A 19,825-nucleotide genomic window follows, 5' to 3' on the forward strand; every position below is an offset into this window, starting at 1 on the left:
CGGCTCAGCGCCCCGCACCCTCTTCAATCCAGACACCGGCGAAATAGGGCGGCACCGTCATGTCGCCTCCCGGCGCATTCACGCCATCGGCATTGGCAAGAACCGGTTGCCAGTCCCCGAGAGGCAGGTCGGCCGCGGACAGGTGCACTTCATCGCCCGAGTAGCTACCCATCACCAGCATTCGGCGCGCGCCCTCGGTCCTCAGATAAGCCACAAGCGCCGGATGGTTCGGCAGCAGCAACTCGAAGGCGCCACCCCAGACAAGGCTCTCGGAACGTCGGAGCGCGATCAGCTTGCGATACCACTCGAAGACGCCCTCAGGATTTGCACGGTCCCGGGCGGCATTGATGTCGACGTGGTTCGGGTTCAGCATCATCCAAGGCTCGGCCCCCGAAAACCCCGCACCCGGCTCCGCCGTCCATTGCATCGGTGTCCGCGCATGGTCGCGCGCATTGGCATTCGCGCCCGCGATGAAATCGTCCAGCGAAACTCCTTGTGCACCCTGCTCCGTCCACTGTCCCAGCGTCTCGATATCGCGGAACTGGTCGAGCCTCTCGAAGCGGACATTGGTCATGCCGATTTCCTCGCCCTGAAACACGAAGGCGGTGCCTTTCATCAGGTAGGTGACCGTCGCCAGCATCTTGGCAGACCGTACCCGGTGCTCACCGTCACAGGCATAGTGCGACACCGGACGCGGAAGGTCGTGGTTCGACAGGTAGAGCGAATTCCACCCGTCATCGGCCAGAGCGTATTGCCAGTCTGCCAGGATTGCCTTGTGCCGCCTCAGATCGAAAAGGTTCGGGCCGAAACGCCCCTTCGCAGGGTCCCACGCGGCCTGAATGTGATTGAAACCGAAGACCATATCCAGTTCGGCCCGGTCCCGTCCGCAATAGTCGAGCGCCGTCTTCGGCGTCACGGACCAGCTTTCGCCCACCGTCATCACGTCTCGTCCGGCAAGGCACGCCTGATGCATCTCCTGAATGAAGCGGTGCATGTCGGGGCCTTCGTAATAATGGCGCGCGTCGATGTCCTTGCCCACAAGCTCGATCACGTCCATGCGGAACCCGCCGATCCCCCGGTCCAGCCACCAGTTCATCATCTCGTAGATGGTCTGCCGCAGCGCCGGGTTATGCCAGTTCAGGTCGGGCTGCTGCGGTCCGAAATGACAATAGCAATAGCGTCCGACAGTTTCGACCCATTGCCACGCCGACCCGCCGAAGCAGGCCCGCTGATCGTCGGGCGGCGAACCGTCGGGCTGTGCATCCCGCCAATAGAAGTAGTCGTGTTCCGGGCAGTCCCGCGTTTCGCAGGCCTTTCGGAACCATTCGTGGTCGGACGAGCAGTGGTTGACGACAAGGTCCATGACGATGCGGATGCCCCGCGCGCGCGCCTCGGCCACGAGGCGGTCGAAGTCTTCGAGCGTGCCGAACTCGGGCGCGATATCGTAGTAATCCGCGATGTCGTAGCCGTTGTCGCGCATGGGCGAGGCATAGATCGGGCAGAGCCAGATGAAGCCGACACCCAGATCCGCGAGGTGGTCGAGCTTCGAGATGATGCCGGGCAGATCGCCGATGCCGTCGCCGTTGCTGTCAGCGAAGCTGCGCGGATAGATCTGGTAGCCGGTGGCGGTCTTCCACCAGGGGATTTTGGTGTCGGTCATGCTGCACCCGTCGTGTGTTTGAGGTGTCGGGATGGATCAGCCGCCCGGACCGATGGGACCGGGCGGCAGCAGGGCCGGCGGGCAAGGGAGGATGCCAGCCGGCCGCGCCGGTACCAGGTGGGCGGGGGGGGCGCCCGGACCGGCCGGTTACTTGAGCGCGCTCCAGCTTTCCTGGATCGCCGTCGCGACCTCGGCCGCCGGTTTCCCGGAGGTGAAATCGACCATGCCGGTCCAGAAGCTGCCCGCGCCGATCGCGCCCGGCATCAGGTCCGAGGCGTCGAAGCGGAAGGTAGTGGCGTCCTGCAGGATCTCGCCCTGACGGCGCAGCATCCCGTTGTGATAGGCGTCGAGGTTCACGCCTGCGTGCGGCGTCAGGAAGCCCTGCGTGTCGATCGCCATCCAGAGCTCATGCGCGATCGGGGTCTTGAGGAACTCCACCAGACCGCGCGTGGCCGGTGTGTCATCCGTGATCGAAACGAGCGTGCCTGCGCCAAGGACCGGGTTGCCCAGGTCTTTCGAGGCGTAGGACGGGAAGTAGAAGAAATCCACGTCTTCGCCCAACTCGGTGCCTTCGGGGAAGAAGGCCGGGATGAAGGACGCCTGCCGGTGCATCAGGCACTGGGGAGGCGACGAGAAGAGACCCGCGGGGCTGTCGCGGAAGTCTGTCGCGGCGACGCCGCCTTTTCCGCCATTGACGAAGTCGTCGCTGCTCAGGAACCAGCCGAATTCCTCTATCGCCGCGACGATGCGCGGGTCGTCGAACGCGATCTCGTTTCTGACCCATCCGTCATAGACATCCGCCGGTTGGGTTCTGAGGACCATATCCTCGACCCAGTCGGTCGCGGGCCAGCCGGTGGCGGCGCCCGAGCCGATCCCGATGCACCATGGCGTCTGACCGTCTGCGACAGCCTGCTCGGTCAGGGCGCGAAGCTCTTCCATGGTCGTGGGGATGTCATAGCCGAATTCCTCGAAATTCTCGGGCACGTACCAGACCAGCGACTTGACGTTCACGTTGTACGAGAAGCCGTAGAACCCGTCGACGCCATCGCAACTTCCCAGCGCGGTCCAAGACGGGCCAGCGGCATAGTTGTCCTGCATCCAGCCGGCTGTCTCGGCTCCGAGATCGGCCAGTTGGCCGCGGCGCGCCATGTCGCACATCAGACCCGGCTGCGGGAATACGGCGACGTTGGGCGGAGCGCCGGCCTCGACGTCGATCAGGATCTGCTGCTCGAAACTGTCCGAACCGGTGACTTGAACCGTCGCGCCCGTAGCCTCGGTGAAATAGGCCATCACCGCCTTGCCCGCTTCCTGGTCAGGTCCCAGCCAGGGACCGGCGAGCGTCACGGTCTGTCCGCTGTAATCATGGGCAGCCGCGAATTCCTCGAGCGACGCCCAGTTGAACGCCCCCTCGCCTACCGGGAACATCAGATGGTTTTCCGCCATTGCCTGCGTCCCGAATGCGGCAAGAAGCGCCGCACTTATCGTGGTTGAAGTCCTCATGCCGCATTCCTCCTCTTTGGCACCGGCGCCGTGGTCTGCGCTGATGCCGGACGCTAGCGGCCTGCTTTCCATAGTTGAAATACGATATTACTCTCGTAATATTGATGAAACCTATGGGAGTGCCTGATGGACCGATTGCTCCGTCAATTTCTTGCGGTGGCCGAAATGGGCAACGTATCCCTTGCCGCGCAGGCCATGAATGTCTCGCAGCCCACGGTGTCCGTGAACATGCGCAAGCTGGAACAGCAGCACGGTGTTCCCTTGTTTCAGCGCAGTTCGCGGGGCGTGATCCTGACCGAGTACGGCCAGATCCTGTACGAGCATGTCCGCGTGATGGCCCGGCTCGACGCCCACGCGACCGCCGAAATCCGCGCGCGCCGCGAGATCGACCGGCCCACTCTGAAGGTCGCGACCGGTTTCGCGTGGTGGCCCGTCGCGATCCGCGAGGCGGTCATGGCGTTCCGCGCCGAGTTTCCCGACACCAATCTTCACGTCGAGATCTGCAGCAGCTTCGACGGTCTCAGATATCTTCTGTCCGGGGATGCTCATGTTTTCTTCGGCTCGAAAGTGGCCGCGATCAGCGGCGGGTTGTCCTTCGACTTTGAAAAGCTGTTCGACGTCGAGGACGCCTATTTCGCCCGCGCCGGTCACCCGCTGTCCGGACGGGAGGTCGAGCGCAGCGATCTTGCCGGCTATCCCCGGCTTGACGTGGCCCCTGTGGTCAACAGGCATCTTGGCCTCGTGGAGACGCCCGAGGCTGCTCCGGAACCGGATTGGAGTCATCCGCTCCGCGCGCCCCTGTCGACCAACTCGGTGACAGCGGGGATCGAGCTTCTGCGGGACAGCGACGCCTATCTGGTCTACCCGGTCGCCGTGCGCCCCGAATTCGCGCGGCGCGGGGTCGAGATGCTGAATGTCCGGAACCGCCCGCGCGACCGGGTCGATATCGGCATCTACACGCTGACCGAGATGAGCGAGAACTCTTTGGTCTCGGCCTTTCTTGACAGGCTGCGGAACCGTGACTGGAGCCTGACCTGATGCCGCCCGTCGACCGCAGTTTTCGGTGTTCGCGGCATTGTCGAGGCCGGTGAAAACCGCGATGGTGCTTTGGGACACGAAAACGCGCCATTCAAAGAGACCGGACCATGACCGTCATTCGCGAAGAAGACCTGATCGCCTCGATCGCCGAAGCCTTTCAATACATCTCGTATTTCCATCCGCCCGCCTTCGTGGGCGCAATGTCGGACGCATGGGCGAAGGAAGAGAACCCCGGCGCAAAGCAGGCGATGGCGCAGATCCTCGTCAACAGCCGCATGTGCGCCATCGGGCGCCGCCCGATTTGTCAGGACACTGGGACCGCGAATGTCGCGATCGAGGTCGGCGCGGGCGCGCGGCTGGATATCTCGCGCAGCCTGCAGGAGGTCGTGGACGAGGCGGTGCGTCAGGCCTATGCGCTCGACACCAACCCGCTCCGCGCGTCGGTCGTGGTCGATCCCTTCGGTGAGCGGAAGAACTCGGGCGACAACACGCCCGCCATGCTGACCACCGATATCGTGGCGGGCGACAAGGTCAGCGTCCATGTCTCGGCCAAGGGCGGCGGGTCCGAGAACAAGGCACGGTTCACGGTGCTGAACCCTTCCTCGTCTGTTGCCGACTGGGTCGTCCAGACTGTCGAAACGCTCGGCGCCGGCTGGTGCCCGCCAGGCATTCTGGGCCTTGGCGTGGGCGGTACGGCGGACAAGGCGATGAAGCTGGCCAAACTCGCACTGAACGATCCAATCGACATGTCCGAGTTGCGCCGTCGCGGTCCATCGAACAGGACCGAAGAATTGCGGTTGGAGATTGCGGATCGGGTCAATGCCCTCGGGATCGGCGCACAGGGGCTGGGCGGTGTGACCACGGTGCTCGACGTCAAGATCCGGTCCTTCCCGACACACGCGGCGTCGCTCCCCGTGGGTCTGATACCCAACTGCGCCGCCACCCGGCACGCGCATTTCACTCTGGACGGCTCCGGCCCCGCCAGCTTCACGCCACCGGACCTGAACCTATGGCCGGAAATCCTGCTGGATCAGGCGAGTGCCCATGCCCGCCGGATCGACCTCGACAACCTGACGGACGAGGTCATCGCCTCGCTCGAACCGGGGCAGACGCTGCTTTTGTCCGGCACGCTTTATACCGGTCGCGACGCGGCCCATAAGCGCATGGTCGATCTTCTGAACAAAGGCGAGCCGCTGCCCGTCGACCTGAAAGGGCGCGCGATCTACTACGTGGGCCCCGTCGACGCGGTTGGCGACGAGGCCATCGGCCCAGCCGGCCCCACCACATCCACCCGCATGGACAAGTTCACCGACCAGATCCTCGGCGCGACCGGCCTCAAGCTGATGATTGGCAAGGCCGAACGCGGTCCTGCTGGGCTGGAGGCCATTGCCAAGCACAAGGCGGCATATCTGATCGCCGTGGGCGGCGCCGCCTATCTGGTCTCGAAAGCCATTAAGGAGGCGCGGCCCATCGCGTTCCAGGATCTTGGCATGGAGGCGATCTATCAGCTTCGGGTCGAGGATATGCCCGTGACGGTCGCCGTCGATACCGAGGGCAATTCGATCCACAAGACAGGTCCCGCCGAATGGCGGAAGAAGCTGGCGACCGTCTGACAGAACGACGGAAGCGCATAAGGGAGGACCTCAGGGGATGAAACGCCTTGGTCTGGATGCCACGGACATCCGAATCCTGAGCGCCGTTCAACAGCACGGCCAGCTGAGCAAGACGCGGCTGGCCGAAATCGCCAATATCTCGCCCACCCCCTGCTGGGCGCGGCTCGACCGGCTGAAGGCGGCGGGTTACATCCGGGGTTATCACGCCGATATCGCGCTGGAGCGCATTTGCGATTTCACTCAAGTGGTGGTCACCGTTTCCCTGACGCACCACCGCAAGGCCGATTTCGACCGGTTCGAAGCCTTCGTGCGTGGCACGGACGAGGTCATCGACTGCATCGCGACCGGCGGCGGCATGGACTATGTCATGCGTGTGGTCACCCCCTCCCTCGCCACGTTCCAGGAGGTCATGCAGTCTATGCTGGACGCCGAGCTTGGGATCGACCGCTACATGACCTACATCGCCACGCGCACGATCAAATCCGGCCGCGCGAGCGTCGCGAAACTCGCCGCTGCGGGGCGCGGGTGAGGCCACAAGACCGTTTGGTCCAAGCCCTGCCCAAAAATTAGTCCGTTCAGACCGAATTCCCTGATTTTTCGGTCCACGCGATCCCGTCTTTCGGCTGTAGAGACCGAAAAGTTTCAACCTCCGACCGGCACGCGGCCCGGCGGATCACAAAGGCGAATACGATGCAGAACGATGACTTCGGCTTTGGCACGCAGATCCGTAAATCACCCTATTTCGATGCCACCGTCCGTTGGGGCGCGAAGGGCTTCTCGGTCTACAACCACATGTATATCCCGCGCGACTTCGGCGACCCGGAACAGAACTTCTGGAACCTCGTGAACGACGCGATCCTCTGCGACGTCGGCGTCGAGCGTCAGGTCGAGATCACTGGCCCGGATGCGGCGCGCTTCGTGCAGATGCTGACACCACGAGACCTCTCGAAAATGGCCGTGGGGCAGTGCAAATACGTGCTCATCACCAATGCCGAGGGCGGCATCCTGAACGACCCGATCCTCCTTCGCCTGGCCGAGAACCACTTCTGGATCTCGCTCGCCGACAGCGACATCCTGCTCTGGGCGCAGGGCGTGGCGGTGCATTCCGGCATGGACGTCACGATCAGCGAACCCGACGTATCGCCCCTCCAGCTTCAGGGTCCGAAATCGGGCGAGATCATGCGCGCGCTCTTCGGCGACGACATCATGGACCTGAAATACTACTGGCTCCGCGAAGTCGAGTTGGACGGCATCCCCCTGATCGTGTCGCGCACCGGCTGGTCGAGCGAGCTGGGCTACGAGCTTTACCTTCGTGACAGCAGCTATGGCGACGCGCTCTGGGAGCGGATCATGGCGACCGGCATGGCCTTCGGCCTCAAGCCCGGCCACACCTCGTCAATCCGCCGGATCGAAGGCGGGATGCTGTCCTACCATGCCGATGCGGACATCAACACGAACCCGTTCGAGCTGGGCCTCGACCGGCTGGTAAATCTCGACATGGACGCCGAGTTCATCGGCAAGGCGGCGCTGAAGCGCATCCGCGACGAGGGCGTGACGCGCCTTCAGATCGGGCTGATCATCGATTGCGATCCGCTGAAGGGGCCGAACACCACCTTCTGGGCGATCAACAACGGCGGCGAAACGGTGGGCAAAGTGACCTCCGCCGTCTGGTCACCCCGCCTGGAACAGAACATCGCGTTGGCCATGGTATCGGTCGATTGTGCGACAATCGGCATGGAGCTTGAGGTCGTGACGCCGTCCGGTCCGGTGCGCGCGACCGTTTGTGAGCGCCCGTTCTACGACCCGAAGAAGACCCTGACCGTCGCCGCCTGAGCGACGCCAAGTACCGGAGACCGACCATGTCCGACCTCGCCATCGAGCTTCACTGGCAACGGACGTCTCCGTCCCTGACGGCAGGTGCCTATTCGACGGCCCATGAGATCGAGTTCAACCGGCACTTCTCGCTGACCGCCGACGCCGCCCCGGACTGGGGCGGCGATCCGGCCAATACCAACCCCGAGCAGGCACTGGCGGCGGCTCTGTCCAGCTGCCACATGATGACCTTCCTCGCACTCGCCGCGAAGGCGGGCTGGCCCGTGGCGGCCTATCACGACCGCGCCGTCGCGCATCTGGGCAAGAACCCGCGCGGCCAGATGTCCGTGACCCGGATCGACCTGCACCCGGTGGTCAGGTTCGATACCGGCTTCACCCCGGATCCGGCCGAGATGGACAAGATGCAGGACCGTGCGCATCGCTACTGCTTTATCGCCAACACTCTCTCCGATAGCGTGGAGATCAACATTCTCTGACGGAGCCTGCGCAAATGTCCGACATTCTCCTTCGCGATCTCGATGACGACGGCATCCTGCGCCTTACCCTGAACGATGCAGCCCGCCGCAATGCGCTCTCCGAAGCAATGCTCGACGCTCTCGCGGATGCCATCGCCGGTGCGGGGACCGACAAGGCGGTGCGGGTGGTTATCCTTGACGCGAACGGTCCCGCCTTCTCTGCCGGACACGACCTGAAGGAACTGACCGCCGCCCGCGAGAGTGCCGACCGGGGACGGGCTGTCTTCGAGCGCATCATGCGGAAATGCTCGGATGTGATGCAGGCCATCGTTGCCTGCCCGAAGCCGGTTATTGCACAGGTGACAGGGGTGGCGACCGCGGCGGGCTGCCAGCTTGTCGCGAGTTGCGATCTGGCGCTTGCCGCTGAGACAGCGCGATTCAGCACGCCGGGCGTCCATATTGGCCTGTTCTGCTCGACGCCCATGGTCGCCCTGTCGCGGAACGTGGCGAACAAGCACGCGATGGAGATGCTGCTGACCGGCGACATGATCCCCGCGCCCCGCGCCGCCGAGATCGGACTGATCAATCACAGCGTTCCCGAGGGCGAACTGGCTGAGGCCACATCGGAGATCGCGCGCAAGATCGCCTCGAAATCCGCCATGACGCTCGCCACCGGCAAAGCTGCTTTCTACGCCCAGAGCGAGATGTCGCTGTCGGACGCCTACGACTACGCCGCAAAGGTCATGGTCGAAAACATGCTGGCCCGCGATGCCGAAGAGGGTATCGGCGCCTTTATCGAGAAACGCAGACCCACCTGGCAGGACGCGTGATCCCATGGCCAACAACCCGTACAACACCGGACTGGACCGGACCCCCGCCAACCATCAGCCGCTGACGCCTCTAACCTTCCTCGAGCGCGCGGCATCGGTTTTCCCCGACCACGTGGCGATCGTTCACGGCCCACTCAGGCAAAGCTACGCGGATTTCTACCGCCGCTCGCGGCAACTGGCCTCGGCGCTGACGGATGCGGGTATCGGGCGGGGCGAAACCGTCTCGGCGATGCTGGCCAACACGCCCGCTATGCTTGAGTGTCACTACGGCGTGCCGATGTGCGGCGCGGTCCTGCATTCTATCAACACGCGGCTGGATGCGGCGATCATCGCGTTCCAACTCGACCACGCCATGTCGCGGCTGGTGATCGTGGACGCCGAGTTCATGCCGCTGATGCAGGAGGCGCTTGCGCTCGCCAAGGTCACGCCCAAGGTCCTGCAGTATGACGATGCGGTGTATGACGGCCCCCGCACCAAGACGGACGCGGGCGATTACGAGGCGTTCCTGACCTCGGGCGATCCGGACTTTGCCTGGGTGATGCCCGAAGACGAGTGGGACGCGATCACGATCAACTACACCTCCGGCACGACGGGCGACCCCAAGGGCGTTGTCTATCACCACCGGGGGGCGTATCTGCTGGCGCAAGGGAACGCGCTCACCTGCTCGATGCCGAAGCACGCCGTCTATCTCTGGACGCTGCCGATGTTTCATTGCAACGGCTGGTGCTTTCCCTGGACGCTGTCGGCCATCGTCGGCACCCATGTCTGCCTGCGCCAGGTCCGCGCCGCGCCGATCTGGGAGGCTCTGGCGGATGAGGGCGTTACCCACCTCTGCGGGGCGCCCATCGTCATGTCGCTCCTTATCGGTGCGCCGGATGACGTGAAGCGCGATCTCGACCATACAGTCCAGTTCTTCACAGCAGCCGCGCCGCCGCCGGAAAAGGTGCTGGCCGACATGAAGACCGCCGGCTTCGACGTGACGCATCTCTACGGTCTGACCGAAACCTACGGACCCGCGGTGGTGAACGATTGGCAGGCGGCATGGTCCGATCTGCCCGCCGCCGAACAGGCCGCGCTCAAGTCCCGGCAGGGCGTGCGCTACCTGCCGCTCGAAGCGCTCGACGTGCTCGACCCCGACACGATGGAGCCGGTCCCGCGCGACGGCGCCACCATGGGCGAGGTCATGTTTCGCGGCAATGTCGTGATGAAGGGCTACTTCCGAAACCCTGAGGCGACCGAAAAGGCCTTTGCAGGCGGTTGGTTCCACTCGGGCGATCTGGGGGTGGTGCATCCTGACGGATATATCCAGCTCAAGGACCGCTCGAAGGACATCATCATCTCGGGCGGCGAGAACATTTCGTCCATCGAGGTGGAAGAGGCGCTCTATCGCCATCCCGCCGTCGCCACCGCCGCCGTCGTGGCCATGCCGCATGAGAAATGGGGCGAGACGCCCTGCGCCTATGTCGAGTTGCATCCCGGTCAGTCTGCGGATGGCGAGACGCTCAGGGCTTGGTGCCGGTCGCAGCTTGCGCCCTACAAGGTGCCGGGGCGCTTCGTCTTCACCGAGATCCCTCGCACCTCGACCGGCAAGATCCAGAAATTCGTGCTGAGAGAGCAGGCGAAGACGCTGTCGGACTGATCGGAGAGAAAAACCGAAATAGGCGCCCGATTTCCGGCAGAGCGGCCATCGCCGCCGGGTTAAATCCGTGGGGCACGCCAAAACGGGATCATCTCCATGCTGTTCGACCTGCCCGACCACGACACACTGTATCAGGCCCTTCTGGACCGGGACGACCGCTACGAGGGCCATGCCTTCGTTTGCGTCAGTACCACTGGCATCTTCTGCCGCCTGACCTGCCCCGCGCGGAAACCGAACTCCGAGAACTGCCGTTTCGTGGCGACCATCGGCGAATGTATCGAGGCGGGGTTCCGGCCCTGCAAGCGCTGCACGCCCTTGCAGGCGGCGGCCTCGGCCGACCCGACCATCGCCAGCCTGCTGGCGCTTCTGGACGAGCGGCCCGAATACCGCTGGAGCGAGCGCGATCTGGATCGCATGGGCTATGACCTGTCTACCGTACGGCGCAGCTTCAAGCGGCAATTCGGGATGACCTTTCTTGAAATGGCGCGGCAAAGGCGGCTTCGGGACGGGTTCGAGGTGCTGGAACAGGGCGGGCGCGTGATCGACGCGCAAGTGGGCGCGGGCTTCGACTCGCCCAGTGCCTTCCGCGAGGCCTTCGCCCGTCTCCTCGGCCGGTCGCCCCGCGACCTGAGAAGTGGCGGCGACCTTCAGGCAAGCTGGATTGGCACGCCCATCGGGGACATGATCGCGGTCAGCAGCCGGTCGCACCTTCACCTGCTGGAATTCGTTGATCGCAAGGCGCTGCCCAGCGAACTGGCACGACTGACCGGCTCGGGCAAGCTGACCCTCGGGATCGGTAGAACGGGACCGACCGAGCAGGCGGAGGCGGAGTTGAGCGCGTTCTTTTCAGGCGAAAGCAGCGCTTTCGAGACCCCTCTCGCGCCGCCCGGCAGCGCCTTCTCTAAGTCCGTCTGGGACGAGCTCTGCCGCATTCCAGCGGGCGAGACCCGAAGCTATTCCGACATCGCCCGCGCCATTGGTCAGCCCACGGCCACCCGTGCCGTCGCCCGAGCCAACGGGGCGAACCAGATCGCACTGATGATCCCCTGCCACCGGGTTATCGGCGCCGATGGCAGCCTGACGGGCTATGGCGGGGGCCTCTGGCGGAAACAGCGCCTTCTGGAGATCGAGCGGCAATACCGGGGCATAAGCGTTGAAGCGGCCCGGACCGTCTGACAGGCCGGGCGGCGGCACCTAGGTCTCGGGAAGTGTGCGCAGCCGTTCCGCCGCCTGCTCGGCTGTCAGATCGCGCTGTGGTTCGGCCAGCATCTCGTACCCCACAAGGAACTTCCTGACCGAAGCCGACCTGAGAAGCGGCGGGTAGAAATGCGCGTGAAGCTGCCAATGGGCTGTGTCGCCCATCCTCGGCGGCGCGCCGTGCCAGCCCATCGAATAGGGAAACTCGGTCTGAAAGAGGGCGTCGTAGCGTCGGCAGAGACGTTTCAGGATGTCGGCAAGCGACGTCCGCTCCGCACCCGAGAGGTCTGTCAGGCGCGGGCGATGCTGGCGCGGCATCAAAAGGGTCTCGAATGGCCAGACTGCCCAGAACGGCACCAGCGCGACCCAGTCGTCATTCTCGACGACGATGCGGACGGCGCGGTCCTGCTCTTCGGCGCAATAGGAGATGAGCAGGTTTTCCCCTGTTTCTACAAGGAAGGCTCGCTGCGCCTCGTCTTCGCGTGCCACCTCGCTCGGGACGAAGTCCGAGGCCCAGATTTGACCATGCGGGTGCGGGTTCGAGCACCCCATCATCGCACCCTTGTTCTCGAAGATCGCGACCCAGCCATGGTTCCGGGCAAGATCTTCGTATTCGCTGATCCAGACATCGACGACCCGGCGAATGGCACTGACCGGAAGGGACGGAAGCGACAGGTCGTGGCGCTCGGAGAAGCAGATCACCCGGGAGATGCCCCGCACCGCATGGGCCCTGAAGAGCGGCGAGGTTGTCTCTTCTTCTGAAGGCGTGTCCTTAAGCAGCGCCGGGAAGTCATTGTCGAAGACATAGGGCCCTGAGTAGTCCGGATTGACCGCGCCATTGGCCCGCTCGTTGCCGGCGCAAAGGTAGCACGTGGGGTCGTGGGGCGGCCGCTCTTCGCGTGCCGGCTCCTCGGATTGCCCCTGCCACGGACGCTTGCTTCGATGCGGCGAGACCAGCACCCACTCCCCGCGCAGCGGGTTGTAGCGGCGATGCGGATGGTCCTCGAAAATCATAACGCGCTTTCCTCTGATCGCCCGATGGCGCGCGGCGCCTGGCCGATGCGGATGGTCACCACGTCCTGACGTGCACCACGATCAGGGCGCCAGCCCGCGCACCCGCTGCGGCGTCACGACATGAGCGCCACCCGGCTCGATATCGTGGATGTAGTAGAAATCCTGCGGCGTGGTGGGCCGGATCGGCGAATCCCCGAAAGGCAGCGGCGAGTCGTAAGGCGCCACCATGCTGCCCGCGACGTGGCATGTGATCCGGCCCTCCTGCACCGTATAAGGCCGGTGTACATGGCCCGACAGAACGGTGATCGGCGCATCCGCAGCCCGGAGTATCCCCATCAGCCGGTCATGACCCTCGAGCTCGCAAAAGCCGTCGAACCGTTTGAGTCCGAGTAGGAGCGGAGGATGGTGCATCACGATGACAAGCGGAGGCGCGTCGCGCCGCGTGACCTCTGCCTCGAGGATGTCCAACGCGTCCTGATCAAGGGCGCCCTCGGTCGTGTCCTGCAGGCAGCTATCCAGCCCCAGGAACCGAAGCGCGCCATGTTCCACAACGCGGTTGGTGATGTGCCAGCCTGCGAACCGGTCCGAGGTGGCCGTATAGGCATGCATTCCCGCCGGGCCGTCATGATTGCCGGGAATGGTGATCAGCGGCAGACCGATGGCGGCGAAGATGTCCTCGAATGCGGCGAAGGCGGCGGGTTCCGCACGGTCCGTCAGATCGCCCGATACCACCACCAAATCGAGCGCGTCCCTGATCGCGGCAATGTCTTCGGCTATCGCGCGCGCGACCGCGAGTGGCGAGGCCCCGGCGCCGTCCTCGTGCTCGACAAGGTGCAGATCCGAGACATGGGCCAGCCTCATCGCGCCGCTCCTTGCCATCCCGTGGATATGCTTGGCCGTCCTGTCACTTGATCCCCGCGCGCATGAAGTTGGCCACGAATTGCCTCTGGAAGATCAGGAAAGCAATGATCAGCGGCGCGGTCGTCATCAGCGTCGCGGCGTTCACCAGCGACCATTCGATCCCGCTTTCCACCGTCGCGAAGACGCTGAGGCCGACGGTCACTGGGCGCACCTCGGGCGAGTTGGTCACGATCAGCGGCCAGAGGAAGTTGTTCCAGTGGAAGCTGATCGAGACGAGCCCGTAGGCCAGATAAACCGGCCGCGCGAGGGGGACATAGACGGTCCAGAGGATGCGCCAGGCCCCTGCCCCTTCGATCTGGGCCGCTTCGTCGAGCGACTTGGGCACGGTCAGGAACGTCTGCCGCAGGAGGAAGATGCCGAAGGCAGAGGTCAGGTAGGGCAGCGCGATGCCGATGATCGTGTCGGTCAGCCCGATGGTCGACAGGGTCAGGTAATTTTCCACGATCAGGATTTCGGGCGAGATCAGAAGCTGCACCATGACGAGGCTGAACAGAAACCCTGCCCACCGGAAGCGGTAGCGCACGAAGGCATAGGCCACGAGCGTGCAAAGGATCAGATTCGCGACCAGAACCGTCGTGATCAAGATCACGGTGTTCAGGAAGTAGAGCGCGAAGGGCGCCGCCTGCCATGCCTCGGCGAAGTTGGACAGGGTCAGCGGGGCGTTCCAGACGAAATTGGCCGAGTATTTCTCGGGATGGAACGCGGTCCAGATCGAATAGAGGAAGGGCAATCCCCAGACCGCCGCCAAAACGAAGGCGAGGGTCGTGAATGCAATCCTGTTCAGCCCGCCGGTCATTGGTAATGCGCCTTTCTGTCGAGCACCCAGAACTGGAAGGCCGCGAGAATGCCGAGGATCACCACCATGAGAACGGTCAACGTGGCACCATAGGCGAAGTCGCGGAAGCCGAAGGTGACTTCGTAGATGTAATAGAGCAGGAGCGAGCTGGAATTGCTCGGGCCGCCGCGGGTCATGACTACGATGTGATCGACCAGACGGAATGCGTTGATCAGCGCATTGACCGCCACGAAGATCGTCGTGGGCCTGAGAAGCGGCATGACCACGGTGAAGAAAATGCGGACCGAGCCCGCCCCTTCAAGCCGGGCGGCGTCCTTCAGGTTGGTCGGGATCGATTGCAGCGCCGCAAGGTAGAAGATCATGAAGAGCCCGGCCTCTTTCCAGACGGCCACCACCATCATCGAGACGAGCGAGGTGTCGGTACTGCCGAGAAAGTTGATCGAGGGCAGCCCCACGGCGTTCAGAAGCTGCGAAGCCAGTCCGATGCCCGGCGCGTAAAAGAACAGCCATATGTTGGCGACGGCCACCATGGGCAGCATCGTCGGCAGGAAGAAGGAGAGGCGCATCAGCCCCGTTGCGGGCAGCTTGGAATTGACCAGAAGCGCCATGCCGATGGCCAGCGCTATTGCAAGCGGCACTGTGCCGATGGCGTAGATAAAGCTGTTGATCAGCACCTGCATCAGCTTGTCGTCTTCGAGAAGCGTCTCGTAGTTGTCGAGACCGACAAAGCGCGACGGCCGGAAGGACGAGCCGTTATTCCAGAAGGAATTCAGAAGTGCCTTCAGAGCCGGGTAGTGGGTGAACGCCACGAGAAGCGAGCAGGGAATAAAGAGCAGGATAAACCCCATCCCGTATGACAAGCGCATGTTCATGTGTCAGCTCACCCATGTTCCGGCGGTTGGTGGCTGCGCGCCACGGGAGTTATGGCGCGCAGTCCGATTGGCCTTCCCTCAGCGGTATTCGCCAAGGATGTCGTCGGCCTTTTCCTGAGCCTCTGCCAGCGCGGCCGATGCATCGGTTTCGCCCGTGATCACGCCTTCGATGGCGTCGACGAGGAACTGCGTGACCCGCGCCCGCTGGAAGGTCGCGAATTCGCGATAGGCGTGCGGCATCTGGTCAAGAGCGACCAGCGCCTGCGGAAGCTCGGCCGCATAGGCCTGCATCTGGGGCGTGTCCCAGGCTGCCTGGCTCGGCGCGACATAACCCGTCGCCATGGACCAGATCGCCTGGTTCTCGGGCGTCGTCATGAACTTGATGAAGTCCAGCGCCGCGGCCTGCTCTTCGTCGGTGATGTCCTTGAAGATGTAGAAGTTGCCGCCACCCACGGGCGCGCCCGGTCCGTCGCCGCCCGGCAGGAAGCCGACGCCCCAGTCGAACTCGGCGTTTTCGTTGATGAAGGCGAGGTTGCCGGTCGAAGTCCAGATCGACGCCGCCTGACCTTCGAGGAAGGCTTTCGGCGTGTCGCCCCAGGTGATGCCGCCAGGCGCCATCACTTCTTCATCCGCCAGACGCTGCATGAACTCGAGCGAGGCCTTGGCCGCTTCGGTATCGAAGCGTGCTTCAGTGCCGGTGTCGGTGGACAGGACGTCGCCCTTCGACTTCACGAGGCCGCCGAACAGCCATGCGCCCGCAAGGCCGAGGTTCGGAATACGCGTCCCCCATTGGGTTACGTTGCCGTTGTCGTCCTTGACGGTCAGCTTCTTGCCCATCTCGACCATTTCGTCCCAGGTCGCGGGCGTGACTTCGGGGTCGAGACCGGCGGCGCGCCAGGCATCCTTGTTGTAATAGAAGACCGGCGTCGAGCGCTGGAACGGGATCGAGTAAACCTTACCGTCGAACCGCGTATCGACCATGAAGCCTTCGTAGAAGCTGTCGATCCACGCCTGCTCCTCGGGCGAGGTCGCGATGTCCGAGATCGGCATGATCACGTCTTCTTCGATCAGCGTGAAGATGTCGATCGCCAGCAGCACGGCGACGGCCGGCGGGTCGCCCGCCTGCGCGGCGGTCAGCGCCTTGGTGGTCGTTTCCTCATAGTTACCCGCATAAACGGCTTTCACCGTATGCTGCGGGTTCTGCGCCGCCCATGCGTTGGTAAGCTGTTCGATGGTCGCCACGGCGGGCGCGTTCACGCCGACGGGGAAGTAGAATTCGAGATCGGCCGCCTGTGCCATCGGTGCGGTCATGCTCATCGCCGCCCCCATGACCAGCGGCAGGGCCGTCTTCAATTGGGTTTTCATGGTGTCTCCTCCTTGTTGTCGCCGCTCGGGGCGGTGTTTTGGGCCGGTGCTACAGGGTGAAGTCCCTGCGGTTTCCGTCCGTTTTCGAAAAAAGATGGGTCTGGGACGCCGACCAGCCGACGGTGACCTCCGACCCTTCTTCGGGCGCGCCGTCGCCGGAATGGGCGGCGATGAATCGCGTGCCCGATGGCGCGATCAGATGCACGAGAAAGACCTTTCCCTCGTATTCGAGGCTTTCGACCCTGGCCGTTGCACTGAATTCGGCCCCTGCCCTGCCAAGGCTCAGGCTTTCGGGACGGACGCCGAAGATCACGTCGCGCGCCTCCATGCCGCCTTCCGGCGCGAAGGTCGCCGGTGCGCGAACGTCTTCGGGCGACAGGAGATTCATGGGCGGGGTACCGATGAACGCGGCGGCAAAGGTGTTCGCGGGACGATCGTACAGTTCTTGCGGCGTGCCGACCTGGCTGACATTGCCCGCGTTCATCAGGACAACGCGGTCGGACATGGACAGAGCCTCGCTCTGGTCGTGGGTCACGTAAACTACGGTAATGCCAAGCTTCTTGTTCAGGGACCGGATTTCACTGCGGATCTCCACGCGCAGTTTCGCGTCGAGGTTCGACAAGGGCTCGTCCATCAAGACAAGCGGGCGATCCGAGACGAGAACCCGCGCCAGCGCGACGCGCTGCTGTTGTCCGCCGGAAAGCTGCGACGGCTTCCGGTCGAGCAGTTTGCCGAGCGCCATCAGTTCGGCCACACGCGCGAGCGCCTTTTCCTTCTCGGCCTTCGGCACCTTACGGACGTTCAGCCCGTAAGTGATGTTCTCGGCAATCGTCATATGCGGGAAGAGCGCGTAGTTCTGGAACACCATTCCGATATTGCGCTCGGCCGCCGGAATGCGCGCCACATCCTTACCGCCGATCAGGATTTGGCCGCCGCTCACCTCATCGAGGCCCGAGACCAGCCGCAGGATTGTGCTCTTACCGCAACCCGACGGGCCGAGAAGCGTCAGGAAGCCGCCCGGCTCGATTCCGAAATTGACATCCTGAAGCACGTCGACCGCGCCCCAGCTCTTGGCGAGGTCCACGACCTCGAGAGACACGCCCGGCCCGCTCATGCCAGCACCAGCGACATGCCGGCGTTTTCCAGACGATGCTGGCTTTCGCGGTCGAGACCGTCGTCGGTAATGAGGCAGTCGATGTCGTCGAAAGAGGCCGTCTTGATAAAGCCGCCCGCCCCCAGCTTTTCGTGATGCGCGACCACGATGTTCCGGCGCGATGCGGCCACGACCTCGGCATGAATCTGGCTGTAGCCCTCATCCCCGATCGAGATCGAGCGGCTGGCAAGATCGATCGAAGAGCAGCAGAGAAAAGAGATGTCGAAGGACAGCGTCCGGATGGCCGAAATGGCCAATCGCCCGCCGAAGGAGTCGTTCACGCCGATATAGGCGCCACCGATAAGGTAGAATCTAGGGATACCCTGATCGCGCAAGCGTGAGGCAACCCGAAGGCAGGTGGTCACATAGCGGCATCCAGCCTTCTGATGTGCATTCTCCGCGATGGTCAGTGCCGTTGTGCCCGCGTCGAGGAAGACAGTTTCATCTCCCGCAAGGGTCTCGATCGCGGCCCGCCCGATGCGGCGCTTTTCCTCGGCGTGAAGCAACATGCGCTCGCTGTTCGGCAGATCGACCAGAGCGCTTGCGTTGTTCAACACACCGCCATGGGTACGGGTGACCACGCCTGTCTCGCCAAGCTCTTTCAGGTCACGCCGGATGGTCGCCGCCGAGACGCCGAGCTCTTTCGAAAGCTCGCCTACAGCGACAGAGCCACGCCCTTCGACGAGGTCGACGATTCTGCGTCGGCGCGCGGCGCCAAGCCGGAAATCATCCATCATTGCGCGATTTTGTTCTTTTGGTGCGCATTTTCGGACCTCCCCTTCCCAAAATGATCATTAATGATCGTATGTGAGCGTTTTTGATCAGTCAAGCGCAATTGGCAATCTGCGATACCAGGGACATAAGCGAAGAGTTCTTCCGGGCCGGAACTGCTCGGCTCATAGGCAGAGGAACCCCTAGACGTCCAACGCTGACATGAGCCTTTCGACCAATGGCCGGTATCCCTCGCCGAACAGACGGAGATGTACGAGAGCCGGCCAAAGCTGATATAGATGACGGCGGTGCTGCCACCCGTCATCCAGCGGGCCATAGGCGTCCCAGAACGCTCTGGGCGGCGCGCCGAACAAAGACAGCATTGCAAGATCGACCTCGGCATGTCCGACATAGCTGGCCGGATCGATCAGACAGGCCCGGCCCGTCTTCGTAAAATGCACGTTGCCGGACCAGAGGTCGCCGTGCAGAAGCGCAGGAGGCGGGCGGTCCGGGACAACGTCGCGAATGCGGCGCTCGCCCTGTTCCAGTCGTCGCGCCACAGCGGCAGGAAGCGTGCCGAGATCGTCAGCAAGACGCCGCTCGACCCAGAAGTCCGTCCAGCTTTCGCTCCATCCGTTGCGGATTTTCACCGACCCGAAGGCGTAGTCCTCGTCCCAGCCATAGCCCTCCGCCCGGGCGGAGTGGACGTCGCTCAGGACCAGCCCGAGCGCACGCCATGATTGGTCGGTCGCGCCGCTGTCCGGCCCGAGGTCTTCGAGAACAAGGACATCCGCACTGCTTGCAAGCGGCCGCGGCACATTTGCACCGGCATCCGCCAGACGGCTGAGCATGCGCCCTTCTCTATCCGGATAGGGGCCCGATTTCACCACAACGGATTCGCCCGAGCCAAGCTGAACCCTCAGCAGGTCGGAGAGGTCACCGCCGTGGAGTGTCTCATATCCGCGCGCGGAGTCGCCGAGAAGCTCCAACGCTTTCCCGACAATTACCTCTTTCGCGCTCATTCGGATGCACTCCTAGGCGCTGTGCTGTGCGATTGCCCACGCCTCAGTCATGCGACACCCCGTCGAATTGGACCCGGTCGATGGACCTCCCCTTGGTCAGACCCTCGACCCTTTCCACGATCGACGCCGCGTCAATGCCATGGCGATGGTAGAGATCGCCGATCGTGCCGGTCTCTCCAAAATGTTCGACCCCAAGGGGAACGGTC

General features: G+C 63.6%; 18 protein-coding genes. 8 read left to right on the forward strand and 10 right to left on the reverse strand.

What is annotated here, in order from left to right; translation table 11 throughout:
- Nucleotides 1–4 precede the first annotated feature (4 nt).
- Together GQ651_RS18475 and GQ651_RS18480 are read right to left on the reverse strand one after the other, a co-directional pair.
- On the reverse strand, nt 5–1,660 hold the full coding sequence (locus GQ651_RS18475; protein WP_160765765.1) for a glycoside hydrolase family 13 protein: 1,656 nt from the start codon (nt 1,658–1,660) through the stop codon (nt 5–7).
- 147 nt (nt 1,661–1,807) lie between these two features.
- On the reverse strand, nt 1,808–3,160 hold the full coding sequence (locus tag GQ651_RS18480) for an ABC transporter substrate-binding protein (RefSeq protein WP_160765766.1): 1,353 nt from the start codon (nt 3,158–3,160) through the stop codon (nt 1,808–1,810).
- A 126-nt stretch (nt 3,161–3,286) separates the two neighbouring features.
- On the opposite strand from GQ651_RS18480, the gene GQ651_RS18485 reads away from it, so the two are divergent.
- From GQ651_RS18485 to GQ651_RS18520, 8 genes are all read left to right on the forward strand, one after another.
- Nucleotides 3,287–4,198, forward strand: a complete 912-nt coding sequence (locus tag GQ651_RS18485; protein ID WP_160765767.1) for a LysR family transcriptional regulator — start codon at nt 3,287–3,289, stop codon at nt 4,196–4,198.
- 107 nt (nt 4,199–4,305) lie between these two features.
- The gene (locus GQ651_RS18490; RefSeq protein ID WP_160765768.1) at nt 4,306–5,811 is read left to right on the forward strand and encodes a fumarate hydratase; all 1,506 of its coding nucleotides are present in this window, start codon (nt 4,306–4,308) and stop codon (nt 5,809–5,811) included.
- 37 nt (nt 5,812–5,848) lie between these two features.
- Nucleotides 5,849–6,340: an Lrp/AsnC family transcriptional regulator gene (locus GQ651_RS18495; RefSeq protein WP_160765769.1), complete on the forward strand. Its 492-nt coding sequence runs from the start codon at nt 5,849–5,851 to the stop codon at nt 6,338–6,340.
- A 161-nt stretch (nt 6,341–6,501) separates the two neighbouring features.
- Nucleotides 6,502–7,644: a glycine cleavage T C-terminal barrel domain-containing protein gene (locus tag GQ651_RS18500; RefSeq protein ID WP_160765770.1), complete on the forward strand. Its 1,143-nt coding sequence runs from the start codon at nt 6,502–6,504 to the stop codon at nt 7,642–7,644.
- 26 nt (nt 7,645–7,670) lie between these two features.
- The gene (locus GQ651_RS18505; RefSeq protein ID WP_160765771.1) at nt 7,671–8,120 is read left to right on the forward strand and encodes an OsmC family protein; all 450 of its coding nucleotides are present in this window, start codon (nt 7,671–7,673) and stop codon (nt 8,118–8,120) included.
- Between the two features lie 14 nt (nt 8,121–8,134).
- Nucleotides 8,135–8,929: an enoyl-CoA hydratase gene (locus GQ651_RS18510; protein ID WP_160765772.1), complete on the forward strand. Its 795-nt coding sequence runs from the start codon at nt 8,135–8,137 to the stop codon at nt 8,927–8,929.
- 4 nt (nt 8,930–8,933) lie between these two features.
- Nucleotides 8,934–10,568, forward strand: a complete 1,635-nt coding sequence (locus GQ651_RS18515; RefSeq protein ID WP_160765773.1) for an acyl-CoA synthetase — start codon at nt 8,934–8,936, stop codon at nt 10,566–10,568.
- A gap of 96 nt (nt 10,569–10,664) precedes the next feature.
- Nucleotides 10,665–11,744, forward strand: a complete 1,080-nt coding sequence (locus GQ651_RS18520; RefSeq protein WP_160765774.1) for a bifunctional transcriptional activator/DNA repair enzyme AdaA — start codon at nt 10,665–10,667, stop codon at nt 11,742–11,744.
- A gap of 18 nt (nt 11,745–11,762) precedes the next feature.
- Here the strand turns inward: GQ651_RS18520 and GQ651_RS18525 are convergent, their stop codons facing one another.
- From GQ651_RS18525 to GQ651_RS18560, 8 genes are all read right to left on the reverse strand, one after another.
- Complete coding sequence (locus tag GQ651_RS18525; protein WP_160765775.1) at nt 11,763–12,779, reverse strand: UDP-glucose--hexose-1-phosphate uridylyltransferase; 1,017 nt, start codon at nt 12,777–12,779, stop codon at nt 11,763–11,765.
- Between the two features lie 81 nt (nt 12,780–12,860).
- On the reverse strand, nt 12,861–13,640 hold the full coding sequence (locus tag GQ651_RS18530) for a metallophosphoesterase family protein (protein WP_160765776.1): 780 nt from the start codon (nt 13,638–13,640) through the stop codon (nt 12,861–12,863).
- A 43-nt stretch (nt 13,641–13,683) separates the two neighbouring features.
- The gene (locus tag GQ651_RS18535; RefSeq protein ID WP_160765777.1) at nt 13,684–14,496 is read right to left on the reverse strand and encodes a carbohydrate ABC transporter permease; all 813 of its coding nucleotides are present in this window, start codon (nt 14,494–14,496) and stop codon (nt 13,684–13,686) included.
- Nucleotides 14,493–15,344 (reverse strand): carbohydrate ABC transporter permease, encoded by an 852-nt coding sequence (locus GQ651_RS18540; protein WP_227258374.1) that lies wholly within the window; start codon nt 15,342–15,344, stop codon nt 14,493–14,495. Before GQ651_RS18540 ends, GQ651_RS18535 begins: the two co-directional genes overlap by 4 nt.
- 102 nt (nt 15,345–15,446) lie before the next feature.
- Nucleotides 15,447–16,733 (reverse strand): ABC transporter substrate-binding protein, encoded by a 1,287-nt coding sequence (locus tag GQ651_RS18545; protein WP_160765779.1) that lies wholly within the window; start codon nt 16,731–16,733, stop codon nt 15,447–15,449.
- Nucleotides 16,734–16,782: 49 nt separating this feature from the next.
- Nucleotides 16,783–17,847: an ABC transporter ATP-binding protein gene (locus GQ651_RS18550; protein ID WP_160765780.1), complete on the reverse strand. Its 1,065-nt coding sequence runs from the start codon at nt 17,845–17,847 to the stop codon at nt 16,783–16,785.
- The gene (locus tag GQ651_RS18555) at nt 17,844–18,623 is read right to left on the reverse strand and encodes a DeoR/GlpR family DNA-binding transcription regulator (protein WP_160765781.1); all 780 of its coding nucleotides are present in this window, start codon (nt 18,621–18,623) and stop codon (nt 17,844–17,846) included. Before GQ651_RS18555 ends, GQ651_RS18550 begins: the two co-directional genes overlap by 4 nt.
- A 177-nt stretch (nt 18,624–18,800) precedes the next feature.
- Nucleotides 18,801–19,619, reverse strand: coding sequence for a fructosamine kinase family protein (locus tag GQ651_RS18560; protein WP_160765782.1), 819 nt, complete (start codon nt 19,617–19,619; stop codon nt 18,801–18,803).
- Nucleotides 19,620–19,825 lie beyond the last annotated feature (206 nt).

This window comes from Kangsaoukella pontilimi (assembly GCF_009830125.1).
GTDB lineage: Bacteria > Pseudomonadota > Alphaproteobacteria > Rhodobacterales > Rhodobacteraceae > Kangsaoukella > Kangsaoukella pontilimi.

Coding starts and splice junctions, on each gene's coding strand:
- GQ651_RS18475 (WP_160765765.1), bottom strand. CDS start 1,660: ATGACCGACACCAAAATCCCCTGGTGGAAGACCGCCACCGGCTACCAG.
- GQ651_RS18480 (WP_160765766.1), bottom strand. CDS start 3,160: ATGAGGACTTCAACCACGATAAGTGCGGCGCTTCTTGCCGCATTCGGG.
- GQ651_RS18485 (WP_160765767.1), top strand. CDS start 3,287: ATGGACCGATTGCTCCGTCAATTTCTTGCGGTGGCCGAAATGGGCAAC.
- GQ651_RS18490 (WP_160765768.1), top strand. CDS start 4,306: ATGACCGTCATTCGCGAAGAAGACCTGATCGCCTCGATCGCCGAAGCC.
- GQ651_RS18495 (WP_160765769.1), top strand. CDS start 5,849: ATGAAACGCCTTGGTCTGGATGCCACGGACATCCGAATCCTGAGCGCC.
- GQ651_RS18500 (WP_160765770.1), top strand. CDS start 6,502: ATGCAGAACGATGACTTCGGCTTTGGCACGCAGATCCGTAAATCACCC.
- GQ651_RS18505 (WP_160765771.1), top strand. CDS start 7,671: ATGTCCGACCTCGCCATCGAGCTTCACTGGCAACGGACGTCTCCGTCC.
- GQ651_RS18510 (WP_160765772.1), top strand. CDS start 8,135: ATGTCCGACATTCTCCTTCGCGATCTCGATGACGACGGCATCCTGCGC.
- GQ651_RS18515 (WP_160765773.1), top strand. CDS start 8,934: ATGGCCAACAACCCGTACAACACCGGACTGGACCGGACCCCCGCCAAC.
- GQ651_RS18520 (WP_160765774.1), top strand. CDS start 10,665: ATGCTGTTCGACCTGCCCGACCACGACACACTGTATCAGGCCCTTCTG.
- GQ651_RS18525 (WP_160765775.1), bottom strand. CDS start 12,779: ATGATTTTCGAGGACCATCCGCATCGCCGCTACAACCCGCTGCGCGGG.
- GQ651_RS18530 (WP_160765776.1), bottom strand. CDS start 13,640: ATGAGGCTGGCCCATGTCTCGGATCTGCACCTTGTCGAGCACGAGGAC.
- GQ651_RS18535 (WP_160765777.1), bottom strand. CDS start 14,496: ATGACCGGCGGGCTGAACAGGATTGCATTCACGACCCTCGCCTTCGTT.
- GQ651_RS18540 (WP_227258374.1), bottom strand. CDS start 15,344: ATGGGGTTTATCCTGCTCTTTATTCCCTGCTCGCTTCTCGTGGCGTTC.
- GQ651_RS18545 (WP_160765779.1), bottom strand. CDS start 16,733: ATGAAAACCCAATTGAAGACGGCCCTGCCGCTGGTCATGGGGGCGGCG.
- GQ651_RS18550 (WP_160765780.1), bottom strand. CDS start 17,847: ATGAGCGGGCCGGGCGTGTCTCTCGAGGTCGTGGACCTCGCCAAGAGC.
- GQ651_RS18555 (WP_160765781.1), bottom strand. CDS start 18,623: ATGATGGATGATTTCCGGCTTGGCGCCGCGCGCCGACGCAGAATCGTC.
- GQ651_RS18560 (WP_160765782.1), bottom strand. CDS start 19,619: ATGAGCGCGAAAGAGGTAATTGTCGGGAAAGCGTTGGAGCTTCTCGGC.